This window comes from Vibrio sp. HENC-03, assembly GCF_000305755.2.
In the GTDB taxonomy this organism is placed as follows: Bacteria; Pseudomonadota; Gammaproteobacteria; order Enterobacterales; family Vibrionaceae; genus Vibrio; species Vibrio owensii.
Window position 1 is genome coordinate 880230 of the sequence record NZ_JH976124.1, and the last position, 24533, is coordinate 904762.

Below are 24533 nucleotides of genomic sequence, written 5' to 3' on the forward strand. Positions count from 1 at the left end.
TCAACACTTTTTCGACATCTCCCTCGTTACCTTGTCTTCATTGATTAAACGAAGACAAGGGGCTTTCATGCGCAAACTCTTTTTCTCTGCTGTTTTGTTATTACTGGCTTCCAGTGCTGGTTTTGCGGGTTACAAATGGTTCACTGACAACCAATATGGCGAAGCGGATCTTGCTGCGGGTAAGCAGCATTTTGAATCTTACTGTGTCTCTTGTCATGGTGATAAAGGGCATGGTGATGGATTGGTGGCCAAGGCGACGAACATCAACCCCGATAATATTTTTGATGAACTGACCAATCCATTCGGAACAAAAGTGGAGTTAATAGGGACGGTATTGGAAGGGGAGAATGGTCAAAGCGGTGCAATACCACCATTCAAATCTGTGCTGAGTGAAAAGCAAGTAAATGACATTTTTGAATACATAAAAAGTATTAATTGAGCTGAATTCTTATTTTAGAAACAGACACTTATTGGCTTTTGGTGTGCTTCAAGGTTTTGAATTCAGTCGAATTTCTACGTTACTTTAGCCGCTTGTTTCAATGTAATTTGGCGGTCACTCTCAAGTTCTCGATTCCCTCGTTTTTTCTTATCATTTGCGCGTTTCTCTGCGTAATTTCAGCGATATATTGGCTCGGTTCTCACATGGATGTGGGAGCGACCCCCTATCATCTGTCTGTATGCTGAGAGTCAAAAGTGAAAACAAAAGGATTTACGTTGATGGAAATCACCATCGTCTTAGCAACCTTGGGTTCCATCGCTCTCGCTGCCTTGCCAATTCTGCTCGATATTAACCGTCAAGCTTACGTTTCTATGCTGCACAGTTCGCAGTCTTCTCTGGGGACGTCTCTTAAGTTCTTCCATGCCAAAGTGATGATTGATGATGCGCAGGAGCGCAGACAAATGACGTACATTGATCATCAGGTGAACATGCTCAGTGGGATGCCAGAAGCCAGTGCAAATAGCATACGAGCATTGTTAGAGATTGGTTTGCCTGCCAAAGGCAACTCACCCATTGATAAGCCGTGTGAAGGCAGCGATTTTTGCATTATGGGGAATCAATTCCCAAGCAGTGCCTATTTTGTCGCGATTCCTGAGTATCAGTTCGCTGATCATTCTGGCTTAGATCGTGTGGTGTACATTTGGCCGCAAGGGTACACCTTGGAACGTGAAGCGTGCTATTTCTATTACGTTAATCAAGCGTCGACGCGCTCGGTGGTTAGAGGGCATGTTACAGAAGGTTGCTAGACATCAAGCAACCTGGCGCGAGCAGAAAAGTACAAAGCCCAAAGTGCAGAACTTGGGGCTTTGTTTATTCTTAAGTTGGAAAAACTTAGCGAAGCGCTAAATCTCTGCGACCAACTTTTTTAGCAAGCGAAGCATCTCTTTTTGTTCTGCTGGCTCTAGCGGGCTCATCAGCTCTTTATTAACAGCCAGTGGAATTGGCACCAAGGTTTCTTTGAGGCTTCGTCCCTCTTCCGTTAGATAAATACGGAACGAGCGGCGGCTGTTTGGATCGGGATGGCGCTCTACCAAACCTAACTTCTCCAACTTGTCTAAGGTACGAGTCGTGGTTGAGTTTTCTACCTTAGATTTCGCTGCGATATCGCGCTGCGTCACGCCTTCTTCTTCCCACAAACACATCATGGTCGGCCAAAGTGCAACGGTAAGTCCGTGCTTTTTGAGCTCGGCTTCAAATCGCTTCGCTGCATCGTGTGCAACGACATTGATCATCCAGCCAAAGCTGTCTTGTCTGTCAAACTGTTCGCTCATTTTCTTACTCTTATGATAAAGCAACGATTGCCATGGTAACCAATGTTGCAGCAACTAGCACCCCTAAAGCACGGCTTTGCGGCGCGAGATAGACAATTTTCTGTTCCGTGATGAGCGCTTGCTTGTTCATTTGGGTTTGTTTACCTGTGATCATCGCTTTCAACAAGGGTTTACCTCTTAGTTTATAGAAAAGGATCGCACCAACATGTAAGACGATCAGTAAAGGCAAAAGATCGGCCAAAGTCAGGTGTAACCACTCAATCCCTACAAATACGTTGTCGTTAAGCCAAACATCGGAATACGGCCACGTATCGAATAAGCCGCCAAGCGCCATTCCCGAGATACATTGAAGCAGCAATGTCGTCAGCAGCGCCGCCACCATCCAGCCGCCTGCAGGATTATGACCCACTGTCGCCGCCGATTTACCTTTTAAGTAAGTAATGACACCTTTAGGCGAGCGGAGAAACTGTCGAAACAAACTGGTTTCGCTGCCGATAACTCCCCAAGTCAATCGCCATAACAACAAAGTGAATAACGCTAACCCTAATTGAACATGGGGCCCATTGCCAGACAATCCAGATGCCATCAAGGCTATAAACAGTAAGGCTTGAGCCCAGTGATAAAGTCGCGTTGCTAAATCCCAAATTTTCATAATTACCTCGATCTTTTCTCGGTGTGATGATCTTCTTTACGGTAATTTACACAACAATAGTTGCGTACGCAATGATTGTTGTGTAAATTTATTTGCAGCCACACAGCAAGAACGAAAAACCAGGAGTATGAAATGAAAAAGACATTGGCACTGATTGCACTTTTACCGACCATCTTTGTATCAACAACAGTGTTTGCCCAAGACTTCAGCGCTCAAATTGAATCGCGTCAGAATGCATTTGAGCAAATAGAGTCCCTGTCGAAACAAGTCAGTAAGACATTGAAAGGCAGCAATACCGATTGGTTCGCGCTAGAACAGATTGGTGTTGAGCTCACTCGTCACAGCGCGCAACTGAAACAAGCGTTTCCTGAGGGAAGCCAAGCTGAGAGCAAAGCGAAGAAAGAAGTGTGGAGCAAACCAGATAACTTCAATCGCTTGATGCTGCAAATGGATGAAGGGTTTGCACAGTTGTATCAAGCTGCGCAGAACCAACAAGTTTCATCGGCTGAGGCAGGTCTTAAGCAAGCTCAGAGTACTTGCCGAAGCTGTCATCGTGCATACCGCAGTCGTTGGTAATCAAGCGATCCACAACATTGAATTTATATTGAAGCAAAAAAGAAAATCGTTAAGTGAAAGGTAACCTTATGAAAAAACTCATTCTATTAAGCACACTTACTGTGGCTTCTTTCTCTAGCTTGGCTGCTGATTACGGCGTGGAACTAGCTTGGAACACCAATGATTCGGGAAAGGTTCTCAAAACATTGCCAGAACAGAAAGCGGCTTTTAGCCAACTGATCGAACAAGGTGATGTGAAAGACATGTTTGTTTTACCAAGCAGTATCGATGGTAAACCAGTACAGATTCTGCGTTTCGTGTTGTCGGCTGATAACAAGATGGAAGTTGCGACTAAATTGCAGGACTTACCCATGTACCAGCAAGATTTGGTGAAGATCGCGAGCATTCAACCACTAGGCGCCAAATGGTTAGACAACACGCCAGAAAGTGATAACTACAGTGTGACGTTGCGTTGGAAAGAGGGCATTGAGGCGTTAGAAATGGACCGTGTACTAGGAGTCGATCTGCAGCGAGTGATCAGCTTGAACAACTCCGGCTTAGTCACGTCGTCTTACATCAATACCCAAGTGTTGGACAATGGTGTTGAGCGTCCGATTTACTCCGTCGCCGTATTGGCGAAAGATGCCCAGCAGGCGCAAAACCTGATGTACTCTTTTGAAGCGGTACAGCTTGGGTATGCGACTTTTGAAATTGAATACTTGGGTAAAAAGTTGGATATGAAAAGCTAACTAAGCCTTTATGTTTAAAGGTCTAGATACAGACGCAGCATGTCTTTGTGCTGGATTCCGTTCTCCCAAATTGGTTCTGGGTAGTGGAGTAAGAAGTGATCTTTATCCACGCTCTCTACCCTGAAACCCAAGCGTTGATAGTAAGTCAGTTGGTAACCAAACGTCCCCGTTCCTAATATCAACTTTTGAAAAGATTCGCCTTTTAACTCTTCAATGGCAAATCGCAATAAATCTGAGCCAATACCACGTTGTTGATGCGTAGGTGCGACTGAGACGTTCATGATTTCAGCCTGCGTTTCTGAAAGCGGAAGCACCACGCATGCTCCGACGATCTGGTTCTCTTCCACCGCAACAAAACTCAATGAGTTTGCAAGATAGCGATTAACGTTGTCTTGGTCTGGATCTGCTTCTAATAGCAAAGCCATCGGGATTTGATTTGGCGATAAGGGTTTATATTCAATCATCACAAGTACGCGGTAAATATTGAGTTCCGATCAGTATATCGCAAAGGCAATGTGGTCTTGCTACTAGAATCAACTTACGGGTGCTTTAAGACCATTTTCTGACTCATCAGATATTTGCCGTTAGGCAATAGCACTTCACCTAACTCGCCACAATGCTCGAAGCCAAACTTCTCATATAAAGCAATCGCAGGGTGGTTGGTTTTGTAAACATTCAACGCAATAGTGTCATAGCCATATTGCCAACCGCTTTGAATGGCGGTGGTGAGTAGCTTTTTTCCTAACCCTTGGTTTCGGTAGTAGCGGTCAATATGAATGCCGAGAATGCCCGTTTTAGCGAACTCTCCTCCTTCGTAGCCACACATTTCGGCTGGGAAGATTTCGATGCTGCCGACTAGGCGTTTTCCATCGAAGGCCACAAATTGGGGAATGGATTCTTTTTCTACACGAGTGATTACCTCACTCAGCATCGCTTTGTCTGGCGCTGGCGAGCGTAAGTATTCTCCTTCCTCATAAACGCGATTCCAGAGCGAAATAAAGTGGTCAATGTCGTTGACGGTAATCGGTCTAATCTGCATTCATCTTCCTTGATTGGTGCATAAAGTTTAGTGGCTCAAGTGCATTTGTGCGTACGTTGGTCAGGTGCTTAGCAACTCAGACAAACAACGTATTTGATTTGGGACGGGGTTGCTTGGCGCAGGGAGGTTATGAGGATTGAACCAAACGATGTTTAACCCTGCGTCCATTGCTGGGTAAATGTCTTTTTCTGGTAAGTCGCCAACCATGGTAAGTTGGCTCGCCTCAACGCCCAATTGTTTTGCGACCGCAAGATAAAAATCAGGCTGATTCTTGGCAATCCCAAGGTTTGCAAAGCAAAAGTAGCCAGAAAGGTATTGGTCGAGCCCGACTCGTTGAAAGGCTTTTTGAACATCTTCCATCGCGGAATCTGATGCGCTGGTCGCGATATAAACTTGGTGATGTTGTGTGAGTTGAGCCAGAGTCTCTTTGGCTTGAGGAACGGTTTCAACGTGTTCCCAATCGCACATTTTTCCTTGTGCGTGAGGAAAATCGACCATCAAGGTGTTTCCCCAATCGAAAAGATAAATCATGTTCGAATCTCCTTTATTCGTACATCATATCGTCTTTTCGAAAAGGGAAGGAAAGCGCGGAAGATAAATGCGATTCACGTTAGCTTTAACGCTGAAATTCGCTTAAATGTCGTGATCATTACAAACATTTCATCATAAGACGGGAGTTGGGAGCAAAGCCCAGTTTGTCGTAAAACTGCTGCGCATTGTGGTTAAACTCCATGACTTCTAAGCGGACTTGAGTTGCACCTGACTCGCGCGCCCATTGCTCAACGGCCGTCATTAAGGCTCGGCCAACGCCTTTTGACTTCTGATTTTCATCGACGACGATGGTGCCAATACGGCAAATCGGATCTTTGATTAAAAAGCTGATGGTTTCATTTTGGGTAATGATCGCAGTGATAAAGCCAAGTGCTTGTTGACCTTCTTCTGCAATGAGCACCAATCGAGCATCATCGGCCAGCGCATCTGCGAGAAAGCTCCTGTCTTCTTCAGAAGGTGGTACAAAAGTGTGTGGCGCATGACGAAAGTGAAGTTCGCTAATTTGCGTGTTTAATACAAAGAGCGCATTGAGATCGTCGGGTGTCGCTGATCTGATTTTCATTACTGTTCCTTAATTTCCGCCAGCTAGATCGATAAACGAGCCTGTGACATAAGACGCTTCATCACTGAGTAGCCACGCGATGGCATTGGCCACTTCATCTACCGTGCCTCCTCGCTTAAGAGGGATTTTTTCACTGAGCCTGTCGACTCGATTCGGCTCGCCGCCATCGGCATGGATATCGGTATAAATGCAGCCGGGGCGAACCCCGTTTACGCGGATGTTTTGCTCCGCCAACTCTAACGATAATCCCTTGGTGAGCGAGTCCATTGCGCCTTTCGAGGCTGCGTAATCAACGTACTCAAACGGCGCACCAGAGCGGGATGCGGCAGAAGAAACATTAACAATTGCATTGCCAGATTCAAATCGTTTTGCTGCTTCTCTACAACAGAGAAAACAGCTCGTCACATTAGCGTTCATCACGGTTTGGAATCGCTCAAGGCTCATGTCCGCAAGACGAGACTGGGTGAACAAGATGCCCACGTTGTTGACGAGATGAGTGACCTTTCCGAGTGCTTGTTCGGTTTGTTCAAACAATGAGAGCACCTGCTGCTCATCGGAAACATCCGCTTTGATGGCGATGGCTTTACCGCCAACCTCCTCAATCTCACGAACAACTTGCGCGGCAGCCTCGGCTTGCGCGCGATAGTTAACGCATACGGCATAGCCTTGTTTGGCGAGTAATTTGGCGGTTGCAGCTCCGATGCCTCGGCTTGCGCCTGTGATGATGACTACTTTCTGCAAAATACGTCCTTATTTTTGTCGTGAATATTATTTTTGTCGTGAATATTATTTTTGTAACGAATAGAGCTTATCTGCGTACTTTCTCCCACCTATTTCATAGGCTTCGGGGATGGTCTCGGTGAGTGTGAAGCCACATTTTTCCAGCACTCGTTCAGAGCCAATATTGCCCTCTGTGACCGTGGCGGAAAACTGAGAAATCTTGTGCTGCTTAAACGCCCACTCAATCACACCGGTAAGAGATTCCGTACCCAACTGTTGGCCATAAAACTCTGGCAGCAATAAATACCCGACTTCAGCAATGCCATCTTGCAATACAAAGCCTGTGATGCCGATTGGTCTTGCGCTTTGTTTTTCATAAATCACCAAACACAACCAATGCTCGCTTTGCGGTGTCCATGTAGGTAGCCGTGATTCGAACTTTTGGCGCATTTCGTCTTCGGTCGGCGGGTCAAAACAAAGTGCAATGATTTGTGGTTCGCTACTTAAGCGGCGATACAGATCCCAATCACTTTTCGTTAGCGGTTTAAGCTCAGTTCTTGGGGTAGAAATGGGTAGAGATAACACGTTTGAATCGCCTCCATGTGATCGAGTTTTCATATCTCACACAAACATATCAAAAGTGCTTTGATAAACAACATCTATCGTTATGACGAATAGGTTCGGTCAAGAAAGATTTTTCAGAAAAATGGAATATGCCAAGGAGTCTCTCAATAACGAAAAATAAGTCACCACCTAGGGTGTACGTATGACTCAGATCAATTACCAGATACTACTAAAGAGGTAAATATGCGACAAAGCATGTGAATTTGTGAGTATTTATTTCTAATTATGTCAATTAAAAAACGTTATATCGCCGCAATGGTGGCAGTGGGTATTGGTGTGGGCTGGCTAACTTTAGGTGGCACCGCAGCAGTGATGCATTACACATCCGACACTGAGTTCTGTCTCTCTTGTCACTCTATGGAAATCCCTTACAAAGAGTATCAAGGCTCAGTGCACTTCAGTAACGCCAAAGGTATTCGCGCAGAATGTTCAGACTGTCACATTCCGAAAGAGCCAATGGATTACTTGGTCACTAAAATCCGCGCTTCAAAAGACATCTACCATGAGTTTGTAACAGGTAAGATCGACACGCCAGAGAAGTACGAAGCACACCGTACTGAACTTGCAGAGATGGTTTGGGAGCAGTTCCGTGAAAACGATTCGGCAACCTGTCGCTCTTGTCACGACTTCGATGCAATGGAAGAGTTCGAGCAATCACGTGATGCGGCGAAGATGCACGCATACGGCAAAGCGAATGACCAAACGTGTATCGATTGTCACAAAGGTGTAGCGCACTTCGCTCCAGAAGCGGAACTTGATAGCAAGGCGTTTGAAACACTGATGAGCTTCACAACCAAAACAGCAGCCGATGCGAAAGTGGTTTACCCAGTGACATCTATCAGCATGGGTGATTTTGGTACAGTGAACCCAACAACCAAACTGAACGTTGTGAAAGCGGAAGGTGACAACCGCACCGTTAAGATCAATGCATTCCAAATGAAAGGCGCTGAGCAAGTGCTTTACATGGGTGAAGGTCAACGCGCGATTGTTGCAACACTATCTGAACAAGGCCAACAAGCAGTTGAAGCTGGCGAGTTCAAAGCAGACGTATACGGCAACGAGTGGCGTCCTGTTTCTCTAACGGCAACGATCGATTCTCCAGTGGTTGATACGCTAGAGCCGGTTTGGTCATACGCAGAAGAGTTGGACAACGTTTACTGTGCAACTTGTCACGCGAAAATTCCTTCAAATCACTTTACTGTGAACGCATGGGGTCCTGTAGCGAAGAGTATGGGTGATCGCACTGATATTTCAGCAGAAAACCTAGAAATTTTGACTAAGTTCTTCCAGCACCACGCGAAAGATGTGGTTGGTCACTAATAGAGAAATAGAAGGATAAGATTATGACTAATTTAACTCGTCGCGGATTTCTAAAAGGCACTGGTCTTACTGCTGGTGCTCTGGCTTTCACTTCATTGACGCCAATGAGCGCGCTAGCGTCTGATAAGCGTGGTTCAGGTGTACTTACAGCGGGTCGCATGGGCCCAATGCTGTGTGAAGTAAAAGACGGTAAGCTGGTTTCAACCACAAACGCATTGCCACAAACGGTACCAAACAGTCTTCAAACTACGGGCCCTGACCAAGTTCATACTAAAGCTCGTGTTAAGTACCCAATGGTACGTAAAGGCTACTTGGCAAACCCATCAGCGCCAGAAGGCGTGCGTGGTAGCGATGAATTCGTTCGCGTGTCTTGGGATGAAGTTTACAAACTGATTCACGAACAACACATGCGCATTCGTAAAGAGCACGGTGCTGAATCTGTGTTTGCTGGTTCTTACGGCTGGCGTTCAAGTGGTGTGTTGCACAAAGCACAAACGCTTCTACAACGATACATGAGCATGGCGGGCGGTTACTCAGGTCACCTTGGTGACTACTCTACAGGTGCAGCACAGGTGATCATGCCGCACGTGGTAGGCTCTATTGAAGTTTACGAACAGCAAACGACTTACCCTGTGGTTCTTGAGCACAGTGACGTTGTGGTGCTTTGGGGTCTTAACCCAATCAACACACTGAAAATCGCTTGGAGCTCAACAGACTGTGCGGGCCTTGAGTTCTTCCATCAGCTTAAGAAGTCAGGTAAGACGGTTATTGCTATCGACCCAATGCGTTCAGAGACCATCGAGTTTTTCGGTGACAACGCACAGTGGATCGCTCCACACCCAATGACGGACGTGGCGATGATGATGGGTATCGCGCATACGCTTGTGAAACAAGGTAAGCACGACAAAGAATTCCTAGCAAAATACACCACAGGTTACGACGTATTCGAAGCTTACCTAATGGGTAAAGAAGACGGCGTTGAGAAATCTGCAGAATGGGCATCTAAGATTTGTGGCGTGCCGGTTAAGCAACTTGAGCTGCTTGCAGACATCTTCAGCAAAAACCGCACAATGCTTATGGCGGGCTGGGGTATGCAGCGTCAGCAATACGGTGAGCAACGTCACTGGATGCTGGTAACGCTAGCAACTATGCTGGGCCAAGTTGGTCTACCGGGTGGTGGTTTTGGTTTCTCTTACCACTACTCAAACGGCGGTAACCCTTCACGTGATGCGGGTGTACTTCCTGCTATTTCTGCTTCTCTAGGCGGCGGTTCTTCTGCAGGTAACGACTGGGCGGTTTCTGGTTCTGTTAACGCGTTCCCAGTGGCACGTATTGTTGAAGCACTAGAAAACCCAGGTATGAGCTACCACCACAATGGTCATGAGTTAACGTTCCCTGAGATCAAGATGATTTGGTGGGCAGGCGGTGCGAACTTTACTCACCACCAAGACACTAACCGTCTGATCAAAGCGTGGCAAAAACCAGAGCTTATCGTTATCTCTGAACCATACTGGACAGCGGCAGCGAAGCACGCGGATATTGTTCTACCTATCACCACATCGTTCGAGCGTAACGATATGACCATGACAGGTGACTACAGTAACCAACACCTAGTGCCGATGAAGCAAGTGGTTGAACCTCAAGGTGAAGCTCGTAATGACTTCGATGTATTCGCGGACATGGCAGAACTACTTGCTCCGGGTGGTCGTGATGTTTACACCGAAGGCAAGACTGAAATGGAGTGGTTGTACGGCTTCTACAAAGCGGCGCAGCAAGGCGGTCGTGGCCAACGCATCGCAATGCCAAACTTCAGCAAATTCTGGGAAGATAACCAGTTGATCGAAATGAAGTGGAACGAGAAGAACGCGCAGTTCGTTCGTTACGCTGAATTCCGTGAAAACCCAATCATGAGCCCATTAGGTACGCCAAGTGGTAAATTCGAGATCTTCTCTAAGACGATTGAAGGCTACCAGCTAGAAGACTGTCCTCCACACCCAACATGGATGGAGCCAACAGAGTACACAGGTAATGCCACTGATGGTGAACTTCAGTTAATGACAGCGCACGCAGCGCATCGTCTGCACAGCCAGTTCAATTACGCGAAGATTCGTGAAGAGTACGCGATTGCTGACCGTGAGCCGATTTCAATCCACCCAGAAGACGCAAAAGCGCGTGGCATTAAGACCGGCGATCTTGTTCGTGCCTTCAACGGCCGTGGTCAAGTTCTGGTTGGTGCATTGGTGACTGATGGCATCAAGCAAGGCTCTGTTTGTATTCACGAAGGTGGTTGGCCAGATCTAGACCCGAAAACAGGCATCTGTAAAAACGGTGGTTGTAACGTTCTGACGCTCGATATTCCAACCTCTCGCCTTGCGAACGGTTGTGCGGCGAACTCTGCATTGGTTCGTATCGAGAAGTACGAAGGTCCAGTGCTAGAGCTAACAGCATTCACACCGCCTAAGAACGGTTAATGTGAACGCTAATTAGCAAATTCATCACTCGATGTTTAAAACAAGAAGCCAGCGATACGCTGGCTTCTTTGTATTTACTTCTTAACTCTCAACAGAGTCTTATCAAGACAGAATCAAACAATAAGCCATCCAATTCCAGATAGTAAATTGAGTTACAGCTTGGGTAATTAAAATAAAACCATTAAGTGAAGATGACTTGGGCAATAAATTGTTTGGCTTCAGTACGGTGAGTAAATTGCCAATTCATCCGCTCACAAATTCGCTCAATAATGATTAATCCATATCCGTACCCCGAACTATTTTCATTATCGGCTTCAAATTGATTTCTGACTTGTAAGCGGTGGTCATTCAGATCAATGAAGACATCACCAGAGCTATAGCTGAATGCATTTTTAACTAGGTTGTTGATGACGATTGATATGAAGCTCTTTGGCGCAAACAAGTGAATATTGCCTTGCTGCTGAAAGTGGTGCTGAGCGCCTTCTTTAATAAACAGTGTTCCAACTTCTTCGAGTTGTTTTTCTATACACTTTGCCAAGTCGACTTGCTCAAAATGACGTGAGTTTATCTCTTCCTTTCCCAGCAACAGGAACACCTCGGTCAATACTCTCATGTCTTCACAAGCTCGCTGCGTACGCTGAATTGACTTGAGGGCAACGCGCGGCAAATCCGATACGCGATTCAAGATATCGGCTGATCCTTTTATGACCATGATTGGCGTTCGGAGCTCATGAGAAGCGAAGCGGTTGAACTCTTGTTCGCGTTGAAAGTTATGCGCAATGTGCTTCTTGCCGTCTACAAGAGCTTGCTCAATATAACGCGTTTCACTAAATCGGGTTTCCACTTCAAAATCTTCGTACTGGGGCGGCATGCGGTCTATTTTATTGACGATCACGTTGAGTGGGCGGGAGAGAATACGAACAATGTGAATGCCATACAGAAACATCACTAAACAAAGGATGGCAACGGAATAAAGCGTAAAGTGATGCAAAGCGCTCTCGTACTCATCCCTGAATTCATCAGAATCGCCTTTGAATACAATGTACATCAGCCCTTTTCCTGAAGGGTGATGGAACACACCGAAGCTCTTTTCATCGGAGCGCACTTCTTGGCCATAAAACCCCAATTGAGTGTGAATCGCGAGCCATTCAGGTACATGTGTTAACGACCAGTAGAAATCAAATACCAAAGAGTTTGGTGGAGGTGCGAGGTGCTGAAACTGTTGGTAGTTGTGCAAATACAGCTCTGCTTCTTTTTCCAACCAATGATTTAAGCTCAGAGATTCAAACTTACTTTCGGCGATGTAAATAATCGTCCAGAAAAACAGGGCAATAATGAATGCCATCCTAGTAAAACTCCAACGTATTTTAGCGTAAATACTGGGGGCTTCTTTATGAACCGGTTTGATTATTGCCCTAATATCCATAAATTTATCCTTGTCGAAAAATAGAAAGAGTATGCGGAAATAATTCGTTCATCCTCACAGGGATATCACACCCATTGAATGTGCGTTATTTATTTTCTTCACGAATGCTTCACGCGTTCTCAAATAACATGGCTCTATGAACAAAATATGAAAATGACTTTCCAGATCCAAAGCGGAGGGAAGGGAAGTGTTTTCAGTGATTGGATTTTTAATGGATTACTTTTATCGAAGGGAATGCGTATGAAAGTAGCGATAACTTATGTGAGCTGCCAAGTGTGTCGAACACAGTTTATGGCGTATAAACAAGGCGCTTTTGAAATGAACTTGTTGTATCAGGTTCATTGCAGTAACTCAGAATGCCAACACCAGTGGCAGTTTACGGTTTTGTCTGCGTTGATCGCGAATCAAGTTCCAAGCGGTGCTGTGCGAGCACAAGAGTGCTACTCACTAGCCTCTGATTTGGATGTCGCGTAGATAACAAAACGCCCGACGCATAGTGTCCTATGGTCGGGCGTTTTTGCATTTCTGGAGCTGAATAATGCTTGAGTGGAGGATGTCTCGTTATGACTTAGCGAGAGTCACAAAAGGCATTTTCTTGGTGACTTGGAATGCTGGCAGCAAAGTAAACACGATGGCGACAAATACCACTGAACCAACCAAATCCTCAATTCTGTGCATACCGAGCCACAAGCGACTGTACGCTACGCCCATTGCCCATACCCATAAGGTAGCAGCAGAGATATAGCACTTGTTCTGCAAAAATAACCCACCAAAGAAGGCTAAACAGATAGAAACGAAAATAGTATGACCAGATGGGAAGGAATAGTCTTTTTCACCTTGCCAGTGACGAGTACGCCATTCACTGACTTTTTCGGAGATCTCACCAATCACACTCGCTTGTTGTTCAGTCTCCAACTGATAAAACGCTTCTGGGTGTTCAATCAATTGCTCTGCGGCAAGCAGTTCAGTGTAGGGACGCGGGCTTTCTGTCATCAGCTTTAAGCCTGTTTTGCTGGCAAAACCAATCACCAGTAACAATCCCAGCATGGACAGTTTTTGCATCCAATCAGACTGACTCGGTTTGAAGCGGTAAAGCGACAATACCAACAGCGTAAGCGTGATCAAAAAGCCTTTACTGCCCGCAGAATCGGTTAGCAGAGTAAAGAGAATGCCAGTGCCGTCAGAAACGTGAGAAGTAAGATCGTGATACGAGGCAAACAGCGAAAGTGGGATGATGCCAAGAATGAACAAGGCGAGCATCATCAAACCGTATTTTTTAGTTTTCATGAAAAGTCATACAGCAGTCGAAAATAGGCGGCTATCTTACGACAATCGATGTGAAAAACTTATCAACGCTCTGTCAATTCGAGCGTGAAAGTGACATCGCAAGTCTTCGTTGTGAAAGGAGGGACTGTTGAAAGTTTTGAGAAGTGAACGCGCTCATCCATAAGCGCTTTGTTCTGGAGTGAGCAAGGTTAGCTCATCAACCCCAATAGATACTCCGATGCTGCTTTGGGATCTTCTGCGTGGCAAATTGCTGAAACCAAAGCCAAGCCATGAACACCAGTGGCGCTAAGCTGCGGAATGTTACTTTCGTTAATGCCGCCAATGGCAACAATCGGCAGTGAAGTCGTCTCTAACGCCATCTTCAAGCCATCAATACCCCAGAACTTCTTGGTGTTGGTTTTGGTTGGCGTCGCGAAGATAGCGCTCAAACCGATGTAATCAATCGGCAGAGAGTCGGCTTCTGCAAGCTGCTCTTCATTTTCGATGGATAAGCCGAGGATTTTGTTTGGTCCAATCAACTCACGAGCGATAGTTGCGGGCATGTCTGATTGCCCGAGGTGAACCCCATCCGCATCAACTGCCAGTGCGACATCAACGCGGTCATTGATGATCAAGGGCACATCGGTATCTTTAAGGATGTCTTTGACGGCTTGAGCACGTTCGATAAACGCGCGCACATCGCCGTGTTTTTCGCGGACTTGAACCATGGTCACGCCACCTTCCACGGCTTTTCTCACAACACGCTTTAGTGTGGCTAAATCTTGTTGGTCATCGGTGACCAAATATAAACGATAGGCATTCATTTTGTTTCCTTTGGGCCTCTCATCTAGATGAAATGAGAGGCTGGTATTTGACAGAGAAAAGCTTAGTTCACTTGCAGTTTTAGGCGTTTGGCCAGAGTTTCTTCATCTAGCTGGTAAAGCTCATCCAACAGGTTCATTTGCAGGCTACCTGGGCCGCGAGCTTGTTCCGCTGCAATCTCGCCAACAACGCCCAGTACCGCCGCTGCAGCAAGTCCGGTGTTATCACCAACAGCAGCAAAAGCGCCTGTAAGAGCCGTTAGCGTACAACCCATTCCGGTTACGTATGGCATCATCTCGTGACCATTGTTCAGTTGCACGGTTTGCCCTTTCGTGACGATGTAATCAGTTTCGCCAGAAATCACCACACTTGCACCATACTCTGCGACTAGGAAGTTGGCTGCGCCAAGTGCTGCGTCGCTGCTGTCTAACGCATCGACGCCTTTGCTTTGTGCTTGTTCGCCAGCGAGAGCGATGATTTCTGAGGCGTTACCACGAATGATCAGCTTGTCTGCAAGGCGTGCGATCTCACGTGATGTCTCGGTACGTAGTGAGCTTGCTCCGCAACCGACAGGGTCGAGTACAACGATTTTACCATTGGTATTGGCTTGCTCTACGGCATAGCTCATACGCGGTGTCCAAACGCTGTCTAAGGTACCGATGTTGATAACCAGCGCGCCAGCGAACGACATCATCTCTGCCATCTCTTGTTTGGAGTGCGCCATGATTGGAGAAGCGCCGATAGCCAATAGCGCGTTTGCCGTGTTGTTCATCACCACGTAGTTAGTGATGTTGACGACTAATGGCTTTTGCTGGCGTACTGCGGTTAATGCTTGGGTGATTTGTTCAATTAACATGAGACTCTCCGATTAATCTTGCTGAGCGTTCAGGCCTTGTTGCCAGAATGCCACTTCCATACGCGTTGCAGTTTTGAATACCTGAATCAGGTTTTGACCACGCTGGCTCTTGATATCGATTTCCGCCAATAACTGATTAAAGTGTTCTGCACCTTTTGCGACACCAGATTGGAACTCTTCACCACCGTAGAGTTTGATCCAACTTGCGTATGGGTTGCCTTCGATTACTGTCTTTTCATCTTCAATCAGCATCTTACCGATAACGGCATAACCGATAGAGCAAGGAGCAAGTGCTGCGTAAAGATCAACAAGATCGCCGGTCATGCCAGCATCTAATACGTAACGGGTATAAGCTACCGTGCCGAAGTCTTCTGGCTCATTTTCTAAGTCGGATTCTGTCAGTCCCCATTGCTCACAGTAAGTCACGTGGTGGGCGATTTCAGAATCGAGCAATGCATGTACGCTTGGGAGAGCGCGGCGCATGTCATCCAAAGTACGTGCTTTGTAGATCGCTAATGCGTAAGCTCGTGCATACTGTTTTAGGAAAAGAAAATCCTGCTTTAGGTAATGCAGAAAACAAGGCTGAGCCAGAGTGCCTTGCGCCAATTGCTGCACGAAAGCATGCTCAGTGTATTCTTGCCAATCTTGGCGGCAAGCGTCGATCAAATCTTGGTATTTCATTATGGGTATCTCGTTATCAAAAGACCCTAGGCTTAGATCCTAAGGTCAGTAGCATTAGTCAAAGCTCGGCACGTAATCTTTTGCTTTTGGCAGTGTTTCGATGATGTTTTGTGAATACATGAATTCGGCATAATCATCGTAGCGTTTCAGATCTACTGCAGATGGACGAAGAGCAAAACGAGTTAGCGTGTCGTTCCAAGCGCGTTGGTTAAGATCGTTGTTGAGGGTGTCTGGTGAATAAGCCACGAACTCTTTCCACGACTCTTTTGGATGGTTAACGATGTAAGTGGTCGCTTGCTCTAGCGCTTTGTTGAATGCCTTGATGGCTTCTTTGTCGTAGGTTTTTGCATTGGCTACGAAGACTAACTCGTCATACGCTGGCACGCCGTGTTCTTCAGGGAAGAAGGCCTTAGCTTTATAACCTTCTAGTGCCAGTTGGTTGGTTTCGAAGTTACGTAGACCGCCCCAAATCGCATCCACCTTGCCAGACGCAAGAGACGAAGACAGCGCCCAACCTACGTTGATGATTTGTACGTCAGAAAACTTCACGTTCTCTTGAGCTAGCATGGTGCCGATTGTTGCTTCTTCGTTGCCTGCGATCGCAATACCGATCTTCTTGCCTTTTAAGTCGCCAAGGTTTTCATTCTTACCGTTGTCCAACACCATCAGCGTGTTGAGTGGCGTAGCAATCAAAGTCGCAGAGCGGATTAGTGGCAAACCAGTCGCGACATCGATGGTCAGGCTTGGTTGGTAAGAAATCGCCATGTCGACCTTGCCAGCAGCGACCAACTTAGGAGGTGTACTTGGATCTGCCGGCTCCTGAATGTTGACCTTCAAACCTTGCTCTTTGAAGTAACCACGTTCTTTGGCAATCACGATAGGACCATGGTTTGGATTGACGAACCAATCCAACATCAGTGTCATCTCTTTTTCAGCTGCAAGCACGTTGGTTGATACCACTGAAGCGAGTAGAGCAGCAGCGCTCATAAGTTTGTTTTTGTTCACGGGGTTCTTCCTTTTCTTTCCCAATTTTCTTTGGTTATTTTCTGTAATTACTTGCTTTCCCAAGGGATGGCTTTTTTCAATAATTTATCGGTGATGAAGTAGAGTGAGATAGACAGCACGGCGAGGATAAACAGCGCTGCAAACATCTCATCAATGATCATTCGAGCGTTAGCTTGGAGCATCAGATAACCCAAGCCTTCACTTGAACCTACCCACTCACCGACCACTGCTCCAATTGGCGCAATAACGACGGCAACACGAATACCCGAAGCTAAAGTTGGTAGGGCGGCTGGCAATTGAATATGACGAAGTAACTGCCATTTAGACGCGCCCATGGTCTTGGCAAGGTCGAGGTAACCTGTTGGTGTATTGCGTAAGCCGTCGTAGCAACATGTCGTGACGGGGAAAAAGATGATGATCGCCGCCATGACTACTTTTGATGCAATGCCGTAACCCAGCCAAAGCATGAGCACTGGCGCTATGGCGAACACAGGGATCGCTTGGCTAGCAATCAGAATTGGCAGTAACCAACGCTTCAGCGGCTCGAACATCAGCATTTGCAATGCGAACAGCAAACCCATTGATAATCCAAGCGCCAAGCCAAGTAAAATCTCTTGCGCGGTAACCCAAGTATGTTTGAGCAGGACATCGTAACGAGTGACCAATCTATCCAGCACTTCAATTGGTGAAGGTAAGATGAAGCTTGGCATGTCGAATACCACAACAACCAACTGCCACAATCCCAAGATCACCGCTGTGCTGATGACCAATCGTAGAGCCGGATGGGTCACGCGTTCTTTTTTACTAATGCGCGCCGAAACGGAGTTGTACTGAGTCATATCACTCATAGTCTTTCTCCAGTTGATCCAAAATCGCTTGTTGTAGCGCCGCGCACTCTCCATCGAGAACTCGTGGCGGCTTGGAGTCTGGAACGACTAAGTGCTGAGCTTGCGCAGGCGTGCCTTGCAGTACATAGAGTTGGTCAGCTAATCGCACCGCTTCTTGTGGGTCGTGGGTAATCAGAACAACCGTCTTATCTTTCAATAATTCGGCAGATAAGGTTTGCAACTTATGGCGAGTAACCGCATCCAGCGCAGAGAAGGGCTCATCCATCAGAACCAAAGGCTTGTCTTGCATCAGAGTGCGAGCAAGGGCAACACGTTGTCTCATGCCGCCAGAGAGCTGAGCTGGCTTAGCATCCGCGTAATCTGCGAGTCCTACTTGGCTGAGTAAAGTCAGTGCACGTTGTTTGTTTTGCTCTGGTGCTTGGTCTTGAGAAAATCGAGAACTTAGGCAGACGTTGTCTAACACATTTAACCACGGCAACAACAAGTCTTGTTGTGCCATGTAGGCAATACGCTCGTGCAGGGCGATGCCATCCGTTGTGGTTAATTCACCATGCCATTCGACTTTGTCGTCTAATAACCCTGCGAGATAACGAAGGATCGTCGTTTTTCCGCAACCACTGCGACCAAGTAACACAGTCCATTGATTAGCAGGGATAGTCATACTCAACCCTGCTAATGTTGGTGTTTGGCTGTCTTTGTATTGCAGACTTGCTTCGTTAAGCTGAATGCCGAGTGCATTAGCGCACATGCGTGTGACCTGCAAAAAAGTGGTTCACAGGGCCGTGACCTTTACCGACATCCAATTCATCAGCGTGTGCGATAGCTTGGCTGATGTACTGCTTACCTAGGTGCACCGCTTTGTGCAGGTTGTTGCCTTGGCCAAGGTAAGACGCGATAGCTGAAGACAGCGTGCAGCCTGTGCCATGGGTGTTTTTGGTTGGAAAGCGTTTAGCGCTGATTAACTCGGCGCTGTCTTGCATGATCAGCAGATCGTTGCTGTTTTCGTCTTTTTCTAAGTGGCCGCCTTTTAACAGTACCGCCTTTGCACCGAGCGCGCGTAAATCAGCGATCATATCGTTCATTTCAGATTCTGACTGAGGAACTGGCTTACCCGTCAATGCTGCGCCTTCGGGTAGGTTAGGGGTAATGATGTCTGCGAGCGGAATCAATTCTTCTTTTAAAGTGCTGATTGCCGACTGTTCCAGTAATAGATCGCCGCTGGTGGCCACCATTACAGGGTCAATCACGAGGTGTTTTGGCTGGTATTGTTTAATTTTGTTGGCAACAACTTTGATGATGTTGGAGTCGGCCAGCATGCCTACTTTGACTGCAACGATGTTGAGGTCGGTAAATACCGCATCAAGTTGGCTCTCTACATGGTCGAGAGGAATGGGGAAAATCGCAGAAACGCCTTGGGTATTTTGCGAAGTAATCGCCGTGATTACCGAGCAAGCAAAACTGCCGGTTGCTGACATCGCTTTGATGTCGGCTTGAATGCCTGCGCCGCCGCCACTATCAGAACCTGCAATCGTCAACACAATCGGTGTGTCTGTTGAAGTTGCTGCTCGTGGCTGTGTTGATGGTTTTTCTTGGCTTGACTGCTGCGCCATGGTCGCTCCTATTACAGACGTAAAGGAACTGACTTGGCCATTGAAGATCGGTGTATGGATCCGTTGAGGCTAGCTGCGTCGATACAGACTTGAAGCAGGCTAGTGGCAAAGTGATGATAGTTCCCTACGTCAGTGCTAACTGAATCAGGTTCAACGGGTCTCGAATTTCGATCTCAGCCGACGCATTCACTGCATGGGCCCCCCGACTATTTCGTCAAGATAATAGCAGTTCACTCAGTTACGGTGCACGTGTTTTTTCCGGCCAAGAGGGGGCAATCGATTAAATATGAGACTTGAGAGCAGTAACGAGAGAACCGAATTTAGCGTAAATAACGTGCTGCATTGAAACTGGCAGCTCAAGACACTATCTAATAGTGAGATGTCGACATAATACGTAACGATTCGTTCTTTGACTTAGCAAGGATTAGCATAAAACAAGGTTAAAAAAGTGTTAATATTTAATGCGTTGCCAATATGCTTTTGAGTCATCCAATTTAGGTTGTGACTGTTATAAACAGAGTCTAACTCAAAGGTGGGGAAGGCTAGGACGATCAACGAGCAAGGAGATTTCATGCTTAATTCTGTAACAGCGAAAGCGGTGATCGATCATGCCCTCTTTTTAGGGGCTGATTTCGCTGAGCTATTCGTTGAACACCATCAAACCAACACTGTCCAGATCGCATCTGGAGAGGTGGACAAGGTGAACTCGGGTATCGATTTTGGTATCGGTATTCGTCTCTTCTTCGGTCATAAAGTGCTTTACGGTTACACCAACAGCACCGATGAGGCCGAACTTAAACGCGTAACCTCACTGCTTGCTGCAAAAGATAAGCGTGAACAAATCGCGTCAGCAGGTTCTCTCAATCTAAACCGCTACCCAATTCAACATGGTTGTCGTATGCCACTTGGCAAAGACGCTAATCTAGATTCTAAAATCGCTTTCCTATTGCAAGTTGACCAAGCAGCACGCGCAGAGAGTGAACATATCAGCCAGTTCATTGGTAGTGTGCTTCAGCGTGAACAACAAGTGTCTATCTTCAACTCAGAAGGTCTACACGTTGACGATACTCGCCACTACATCCGAGTTGCTGGTAATACTGTCGCTCAAAAAGGTAATGAGCAGTCTTCTGGTATGGAAGGTCCTGGCGCTCTTGCTGGTTGGGAGTTCAGTGAACAGCTTGATGCGAAAGAGCTAGGTCAAACTATCGCGCAGCAAGCGTTGGTAAAACTTGGCGCAGATGCTTGTCCATCGGGTGAAATGCCAGTGGTGATTGGTAACGGCTTTGGTGGCGTAATCTTCCACGAAGCGTGTGGCCACTTGCTAGAAACCACTTCGGTTGCGAAGAAAGCTTCAGTATTCCACGACAAGATGGGCGAAATGGTTGCTCATACCGCAGTGAATGCAGTCGATGATGGCACCATGACCAACGAATGGGGCTCGATTCATGTTGATGACGAAGGCATGAAGACTCAGCGCACTCAATTGATCAAAGACGGTAAGCTAACCAGCTTTATGGTCGATAAAATGGGTGGCATGAAGACGGGTTACGGACCTACGGGGTCTGGTCGTCGTCAAAACTACAAGTTCGCACCAACCTCGCGTATGCGTAACACCTTTATCGAAGAGGGCGAGCATTCACTTGATGACATGCTGGCTGGCATCGAGCGTGGTATCTATGCGAAGAAGATGGGCGGTGGCTCGGTTCAACCGGGTACGGGTGAGTTTAACTTTGCTGTTCGTGAAGCTTATCTCATTGAAAATGGCAAAATCACCAAGCCTCTGAAAACAGCAACGCTGATCAGCACGGGTCCAAAAGTGTTGAAAGAAATCAGCATGGTCGGCAAAGACATGGCGCTTGCGCCGGGCATGTGTGGTTCAGTAAGTGGTTCAGTACCAACAACAGTCGGTCAGCCAACGCTGAAAGTCGATAACATTCTGGTAGGAGGCGGTAACTAATGAGCCAAGAACAACAACTTCTTAATGCGGTTGATTACGTCCTATCAGAAGCAAAACGCCAAGGCGCAGAAGCGGACGTCATTGTAAACCGCAACAGCAGCTTTTCTCTGAAAGCGAACCAAGGAAAGCTGGATGAGTACAAAGTAAGCTCAAGCCAAGTTCTGGGTGTTCGTGTTGTGAAAGATGCGCGCGTTGCAACAAGCTATTCTGAGTCGTTAGAGCAACCAAGCTTAGATTTGATGCTGACTAACGCGCTGCAAAGCGCTCGCTTTTCCAAGCAAGATGAACATCAGACCATTAGTTGCGTGAACAGCCACATCGCGACTGATGTTGCTGAGATTGCGCAAGAAGATACCACTTCTGTTGACGAAAAAATCGAACTGTCTCTCGCTCTTGAGCAAGGCGTAGTGGCTCTACCTCACGCTTCTAGCGCACCTTACAATGGTTACAGCGATGGCGAAACACAACTAATCATTGCCAATACTCAAGGCACATTGTGTCAACACTTCGAGCGCTCGTTCACTTGTTACGCGTATACCTTGTTTGAAAAAGACGGCAAACAGTCAATGGCGGGCAGAATGTCACTTGGTCGCCGTTTTGATGAGTTGAATCCAGCTTACTGTATCGAAGGTGGCTACAACCTTGCTCGTGATCTTCTGGAAGGCGCTCCGGTTGCGACAGGTAACTACCCTGCTATTTTCCACATCAATGCGCTAGCAAGTTTATTCGGTGCTTTCGGCAGTGCTTTCTCTGGCGTAAGCGCGATGAAAGGCATTACGCCACTGGGTGACAAGCTTGGTCAACGTGTTGCGAGTGATTTGATTACCTTTACTGATACGGCTTACATGCCAAATGGTATGGCAATCGCAAGTTTTGATAGTGAAGGCTTTGCTACTCAAGACAATGTGATGATTGCTAATGGTGAGTTGAAAACCTTGTTACACAACAGCCAGACTGCAAGTTACTTGGGCGCAGTCTCGACAGCAAGTGCCGCTCGCGGTGCAAAATCGAGCTTAGATGTATCAGCAAATCACAAAGTGATTGCGACAGGTAACAGCAGTGCATCAGAAGTAAAAGCGGGTGAGTACCTAGAGTTAGTCGAACTTCAAGGTGCCCATTCTGGTGCGGATGCAGTGAGTGGTGATTTCTCATTTGGTGCAAGTGGCTTCTTGTGCCGTGATGGTGAGCGCATTCAACCAGTGCGTGGTATCACTGTAGCGGGTAACTTCTACAAGATGCTGCAAGAAGTTGAGGCTGTGGGTGATACTCAGTTAATTAACGATAGCCGCACTTTCTTCTCGCCAGACGTTCGGTTTGCCCGTTTGAGCATTGGTGGTAAGTAAACTTAGCATTCCTATAGAAACAAAAAGAGGACTCAAGGGAGTCCTCTTTCTTTTATAGAGTGATTAACTCCCGAGAATTAAAATTCGCGAATGTCCAACTCATTGTGGATCAATACCACACACTGAGAAGCGAAAAGCATCTTAGGACCTAAGCTGATCTTCTCTGTGCCAAGGCGCTTCAAGCTGTTAAAAGACTTCTTCGGCATCGGAATATGGTCAGTTAGCAAGAAACATGGGTTTCCACCGATTTCTGCATCACGAACAAATTCGCCTTTTTTATCCAACATATATAGTTGGTGATCTTCTGCCAGTTCTTGCACTAGTCGTTCAAAACTGACGGTACGAACGGTGATACCAGGTTCGACTTCACGAAGTTGCTCTTTGCCCATACCAACCGAAGCATCCAAAGCGCGAGCCACTGCTGCAATCAAGGTTGACTCATGGAAGCCACCAATGTTGGTGATGTCGTTAGAGCGAATAGTAATGGTGCGTGAGAAATCTTTTGTGCTTTCTAAAACCAAGTGAACAACCACATCTTCACGGTGTGATTGAGCAACGAACATAGTGTTCATCATGGTATGAGCAAGAATCTCTGTATGCGCTTCATTACCAACACCTTCTAACAGTGCTTTGCTGGTGGTTGGCGCCGCGCGAGCTCGTAAAACAAAAGAGCGCATGAATTTAGCCTCTATATAGGAAGAGTGAATGCGCGGAAGTATATACCCAAGCAGGGAAGGGATGCGAGTTTAATAGCAAATGTGAACTTACTTACAAAGCTTCGATTGTCGTGCGGAGTGTGCTGGTTAGAATAGAGGCAACCTGTTAGGAGCGGTATATGGAAATCAAAAAAATAAACAAACAAGTCTATAGAAAGAAGGTCAACCTAGTGATTGGTGGCTTTGTTGCCTTGCTTGCTATCTCTTCTCTTGCTTTTAGTACGCTATTGATCGTTTTGTTCGGTAATACAGATGTAGTACCTGAACAGTCGACGGGGAACTTTCACTGGAACCTGATTGGTGTTGTGCTTGCCTTAGCTACTTCACTGTCTTTGTTAAACCAATTCAAAACACGCCCTTATATGGAAGAAGTGTTGTATGTCTGGAAACTCAAGCAGCTGCACAACAAGATCTTTCGCAAACTGAAAAGCATTAAAGCCGCTTCTGCTGAGCACGATGTAAAAGCGCTGACGATACTTAAGTTCTACTATACGACTCAAAGTCAGGTGTTTGAGTTAGACAACAACACATTGACGATGAGCAGTGTAAATAAAGAATTAGAGACAATTGAGCAAATAGAAGCAGCGAAGTCACTGGATCTTGATATTACAAACTTTGAAGAGTCTTGGATTGACACATATTGATTGCCTATTTGCTACGTTAAGTTAACAACTAAGTGTTAAAAATAAGCGTTTGAGTGAGATTTCATCACTCGACGCTTTTTTTTAAAGTTTTTTCTAAAAAAGGGTTGCCAAGAAAAATCATCTCCCTATAATGCGCCTCCGTTGTCAGGGTAAAGCGGAAACGCAAAAGCAGTTGGCAATGAGGCGAAAGAAAAGCTTCTAAAAATTAATTTGAAAAAGTGTTTGACACTAAGAATTAATTCCTTAGAATACGCCTCCGCTTCGATAGCAAAGCTTACGAAGCAAGCTCTTTAACAATATAGACCTATCAATCTGTGTGGGCACTCGTTGATGATAATCCAATTA

General features: G+C 46.4%; 28 protein-coding genes and 1 riboswitch. Of the genes, 10 read left to right on the forward strand and 18 right to left on the reverse strand.

The genetic code is table 11. The features are described 5' to 3' along the window. The first annotated feature begins 67 nt into the window (after positions 1–67). Both VCHENC03_RS08595 and VCHENC03_RS08590 read left to right on the forward strand, forming a co-directional pair. On the forward strand, positions 68–439 hold the full coding sequence (locus tag VCHENC03_RS08595; protein WP_009706825.1) for a c-type cytochrome: 372 nt from the start codon (positions 68–70) through the stop codon (positions 437–439). Between the two features lie 278 nt (positions 440–717). Next, on the forward strand, positions 718–1245 hold the full coding sequence (locus VCHENC03_RS08590; RefSeq protein WP_009706826.1) for a hypothetical protein: 528 nt from the start codon (positions 718–720) through the stop codon (positions 1243–1245). Positions 1246–1341: 96 nt separating this feature from the next. On the opposite strand, the gene VCHENC03_RS08585 is transcribed toward VCHENC03_RS08590, so the two are convergent. Then, positions 1342–1770 carry a MarR family winged helix-turn-helix transcriptional regulator gene (locus tag VCHENC03_RS08585; RefSeq protein WP_005435347.1) on the reverse strand — a complete coding sequence of 143 codons (429 nt, stop codon included), beginning with the start codon at positions 1768–1770 and terminating at the stop codon, positions 1342–1344. Between the two features lie 10 nt (positions 1771–1780). Beyond that, entirely contained in the window at positions 1781–2422 is a 642-nt protein-coding gene (locus VCHENC03_RS0126070) for a cytochrome b/b6 domain-containing protein (RefSeq protein ID WP_020195146.1), read from the reverse strand. A 132-nt stretch (positions 2423–2554) separates the two neighbouring features. Here VCHENC03_RS0126070 and VCHENC03_RS08580 point away from each other — a divergent pair, with 132 nt between their 5' ends. Further along, complete coding sequence (locus VCHENC03_RS08580) at positions 2555–2998, forward strand: c-type cytochrome (RefSeq protein ID WP_009706828.1); 444 nt, start codon at positions 2555–2557, stop codon at positions 2996–2998. A 68-nt stretch (positions 2999–3066) separates the two neighbouring features. Next, positions 3067–3726 carry a hypothetical protein gene (locus VCHENC03_RS08575; protein WP_009706829.1) on the forward strand — a complete coding sequence of 220 codons (660 nt, stop codon included), beginning with the start codon at positions 3067–3069 and terminating at the stop codon, positions 3724–3726. Between the two features lie 14 nt (positions 3727–3740). Here the strand turns inward: VCHENC03_RS08575 and VCHENC03_RS08570 are convergent, their stop codons facing one another. The 6 genes from VCHENC03_RS08570 to VCHENC03_RS08545 all read right to left on the reverse strand — a co-directional run bounded on the left by VCHENC03_RS08570 (position 3741) and on the right by VCHENC03_RS08545 (position 7217). Further along, complete coding sequence (locus VCHENC03_RS08570) at positions 3741–4190, reverse strand: GNAT family N-acetyltransferase (protein WP_032802845.1); 450 nt, start codon at positions 4188–4190, stop codon at positions 3741–3743. A gap of 74 nt (positions 4191–4264) precedes the next feature. Beyond that, entirely contained in the window at positions 4265–4765 is a 501-nt protein-coding gene (locus VCHENC03_RS08565; RefSeq protein ID WP_009706830.1) for a GNAT family N-acetyltransferase, read from the reverse strand. A gap of 60 nt (positions 4766–4825) precedes the next feature. Then, a complete protein-coding gene (locus VCHENC03_RS08560; RefSeq protein ID WP_009706831.1) occupies positions 4826–5296 on the reverse strand; it encodes an HAD family hydrolase in 471 nt (156 codons plus the stop codon). Between the two features lie 118 nt (positions 5297–5414). Beyond that, positions 5415–5879 carry a GNAT family N-acetyltransferase gene (locus VCHENC03_RS08555; protein ID WP_009706832.1) on the reverse strand — a complete coding sequence of 155 codons (465 nt, stop codon included), beginning with the start codon at positions 5877–5879 and terminating at the stop codon, positions 5415–5417. A 9-nt stretch (positions 5880–5888) separates the two neighbouring features. Next, on the reverse strand, positions 5889–6620 hold the full coding sequence (locus VCHENC03_RS08550) for an SDR family oxidoreductase (RefSeq protein WP_009706833.1): 732 nt from the start codon (positions 6618–6620) through the stop codon (positions 5889–5891). 45 nt (positions 6621–6665) lie between these two features. After that, positions 6666–7217: a GNAT family N-acetyltransferase gene (locus tag VCHENC03_RS08545; protein ID WP_032802846.1), complete on the reverse strand. Its 552-nt coding sequence runs from the start codon at positions 7215–7217 to the stop codon at positions 6666–6668. A gap of 231 nt (positions 7218–7448) precedes the next feature. On the opposite strand from VCHENC03_RS08545, the gene VCHENC03_RS08540 reads away from it, so the two are divergent. Both VCHENC03_RS08540 and VCHENC03_RS08535 read left to right on the forward strand, forming a co-directional pair. Continuing rightward, positions 7449–8543, forward strand: coding sequence for a NapC/NirT family cytochrome c (locus VCHENC03_RS08540; protein ID WP_009706835.1), 1095 nt, complete (start codon positions 7449–7451; stop codon positions 8541–8543). 23 nt (positions 8544–8566) lie between these two features. Then, the gene (locus tag VCHENC03_RS08535; RefSeq protein ID WP_005435330.1) at positions 8567–11014 is read left to right on the forward strand and encodes a molybdopterin guanine dinucleotide-containing S/N-oxide reductase; all 2448 of its coding nucleotides are present in this window, start codon (positions 8567–8569) and stop codon (positions 11012–11014) included. A 181-nt stretch (positions 11015–11195) separates the two neighbouring features. On the opposite strand, the gene VCHENC03_RS08530 is transcribed toward VCHENC03_RS08535, so the two are convergent. Beyond that, entirely contained in the window at positions 11196–12359 is a 1164-nt protein-coding gene (locus tag VCHENC03_RS08530; RefSeq protein ID WP_009706836.1) for a sensor histidine kinase, read from the reverse strand. A gap of 321 nt (positions 12360–12680) precedes the next feature. On the opposite strand from VCHENC03_RS08530, the gene VCHENC03_RS0126075 reads away from it, so the two are divergent. After that, on the forward strand, positions 12681–12914 hold the full coding sequence (locus VCHENC03_RS0126075; protein WP_009706837.1) for a hypothetical protein: 234 nt from the start codon (positions 12681–12683) through the stop codon (positions 12912–12914). An 87-nt stretch (positions 12915–13001) separates the two neighbouring features. Here the strand turns inward: VCHENC03_RS0126075 and VCHENC03_RS08525 are convergent, their stop codons facing one another. From VCHENC03_RS08525 to thiD, 8 genes are all read right to left on the reverse strand, one after another. Beyond that, the gene (locus VCHENC03_RS08525) at positions 13002–13727 is read right to left on the reverse strand and encodes a phosphatase PAP2 family protein (RefSeq protein WP_009706838.1); all 726 of its coding nucleotides are present in this window, start codon (positions 13725–13727) and stop codon (positions 13002–13004) included. Between the two features lie 188 nt (positions 13728–13915). Continuing rightward, positions 13916–14530 carry a thiamine phosphate synthase gene (gene thiE / locus VCHENC03_RS08520; RefSeq protein WP_009706839.1) on the reverse strand — a complete coding sequence of 205 codons (615 nt, stop codon included), beginning with the start codon at positions 14528–14530 and terminating at the stop codon, positions 13916–13918. A gap of 62 nt (positions 14531–14592) precedes the next feature. After that, entirely contained in the window at positions 14593–15384 is a 792-nt protein-coding gene (gene thiM, locus VCHENC03_RS08515) for a hydroxyethylthiazole kinase (protein ID WP_009706840.1), read from the reverse strand. 12 nt (positions 15385–15396) lie between these two features. Beyond that, the gene (gene tenA / locus VCHENC03_RS08510; protein WP_009706841.1) at positions 15397–16065 is read right to left on the reverse strand and encodes a thiaminase II; all 669 of its coding nucleotides are present in this window, start codon (positions 16063–16065) and stop codon (positions 15397–15399) included. Between the two features lie 54 nt (positions 16066–16119). Further along, complete coding sequence (locus VCHENC03_RS08505; RefSeq protein WP_009706842.1) at positions 16120–17070, reverse strand: ABC transporter substrate-binding protein; 951 nt, start codon at positions 17068–17070, stop codon at positions 16120–16122. A gap of 47 nt (positions 17071–17117) precedes the next feature. Beyond that, on the reverse strand, positions 17118–17918 hold the full coding sequence (locus VCHENC03_RS08500; RefSeq protein ID WP_009706843.1) for an ABC transporter permease: 801 nt from the start codon (positions 17916–17918) through the stop codon (positions 17118–17120). Next, positions 17911–18666, reverse strand: coding sequence for an ABC transporter ATP-binding protein (locus VCHENC03_RS08495; protein ID WP_009706844.1), 756 nt, complete (start codon positions 18664–18666; stop codon positions 17911–17913). Before VCHENC03_RS08495 ends, VCHENC03_RS08500 begins: the two co-directional genes overlap by 8 nt. Then, a complete protein-coding gene (gene thiD, locus VCHENC03_RS08490; RefSeq protein ID WP_009706845.1) occupies positions 18656–19528 on the reverse strand; it encodes a bifunctional hydroxymethylpyrimidine kinase/phosphomethylpyrimidine kinase in 873 nt (290 codons plus the stop codon). Before thiD ends, VCHENC03_RS08495 begins: the two co-directional genes overlap by 11 nt. A 104-nt stretch (positions 19529–19632) precedes the next feature. Beyond that, positions 19633–19743: riboswitch (TPP riboswitch) on the reverse strand. A gap of 356 nt (positions 19744–20099) precedes the next feature. Between thiD and VCHENC03_RS08485 the strand changes: the two genes are divergently transcribed. Next, on the forward strand, positions 20100–21485 hold the full coding sequence (locus VCHENC03_RS08485; protein WP_009706846.1) for a TldD/PmbA family protein: 1386 nt from the start codon (positions 20100–20102) through the stop codon (positions 21483–21485). Further along, positions 21485–22828 carry a TldD/PmbA family protein gene (locus VCHENC03_RS08480; RefSeq protein WP_009706847.1) on the forward strand — a complete coding sequence of 448 codons (1344 nt, stop codon included), beginning with the start codon at positions 21485–21487 and terminating at the stop codon, positions 22826–22828. Before VCHENC03_RS08485 ends, VCHENC03_RS08480 begins: the two co-directional genes overlap by 1 nt. 77 nt (positions 22829–22905) lie before the next feature. On the opposite strand, the gene trmY is transcribed toward VCHENC03_RS08480, so the two are convergent. After that, complete coding sequence (gene trmY, locus VCHENC03_RS08475) at positions 22906–23505, reverse strand: tRNA (pseudouridine(54)-N(1))-methyltransferase TrmY (protein WP_005374282.1); 600 nt, start codon at positions 23503–23505, stop codon at positions 22906–22908. Positions 23506–23663: 158 nt separating this feature from the next. Between trmY and VCHENC03_RS08470 the strand changes: the two genes are divergently transcribed. Then, the gene (locus tag VCHENC03_RS08470; RefSeq protein WP_009706848.1) at positions 23664–24188 is read left to right on the forward strand and encodes a DUF3087 domain-containing protein; all 525 of its coding nucleotides are present in this window, start codon (positions 23664–23666) and stop codon (positions 24186–24188) included. Positions 24189–24533: the final 345 nt, after the last annotated feature.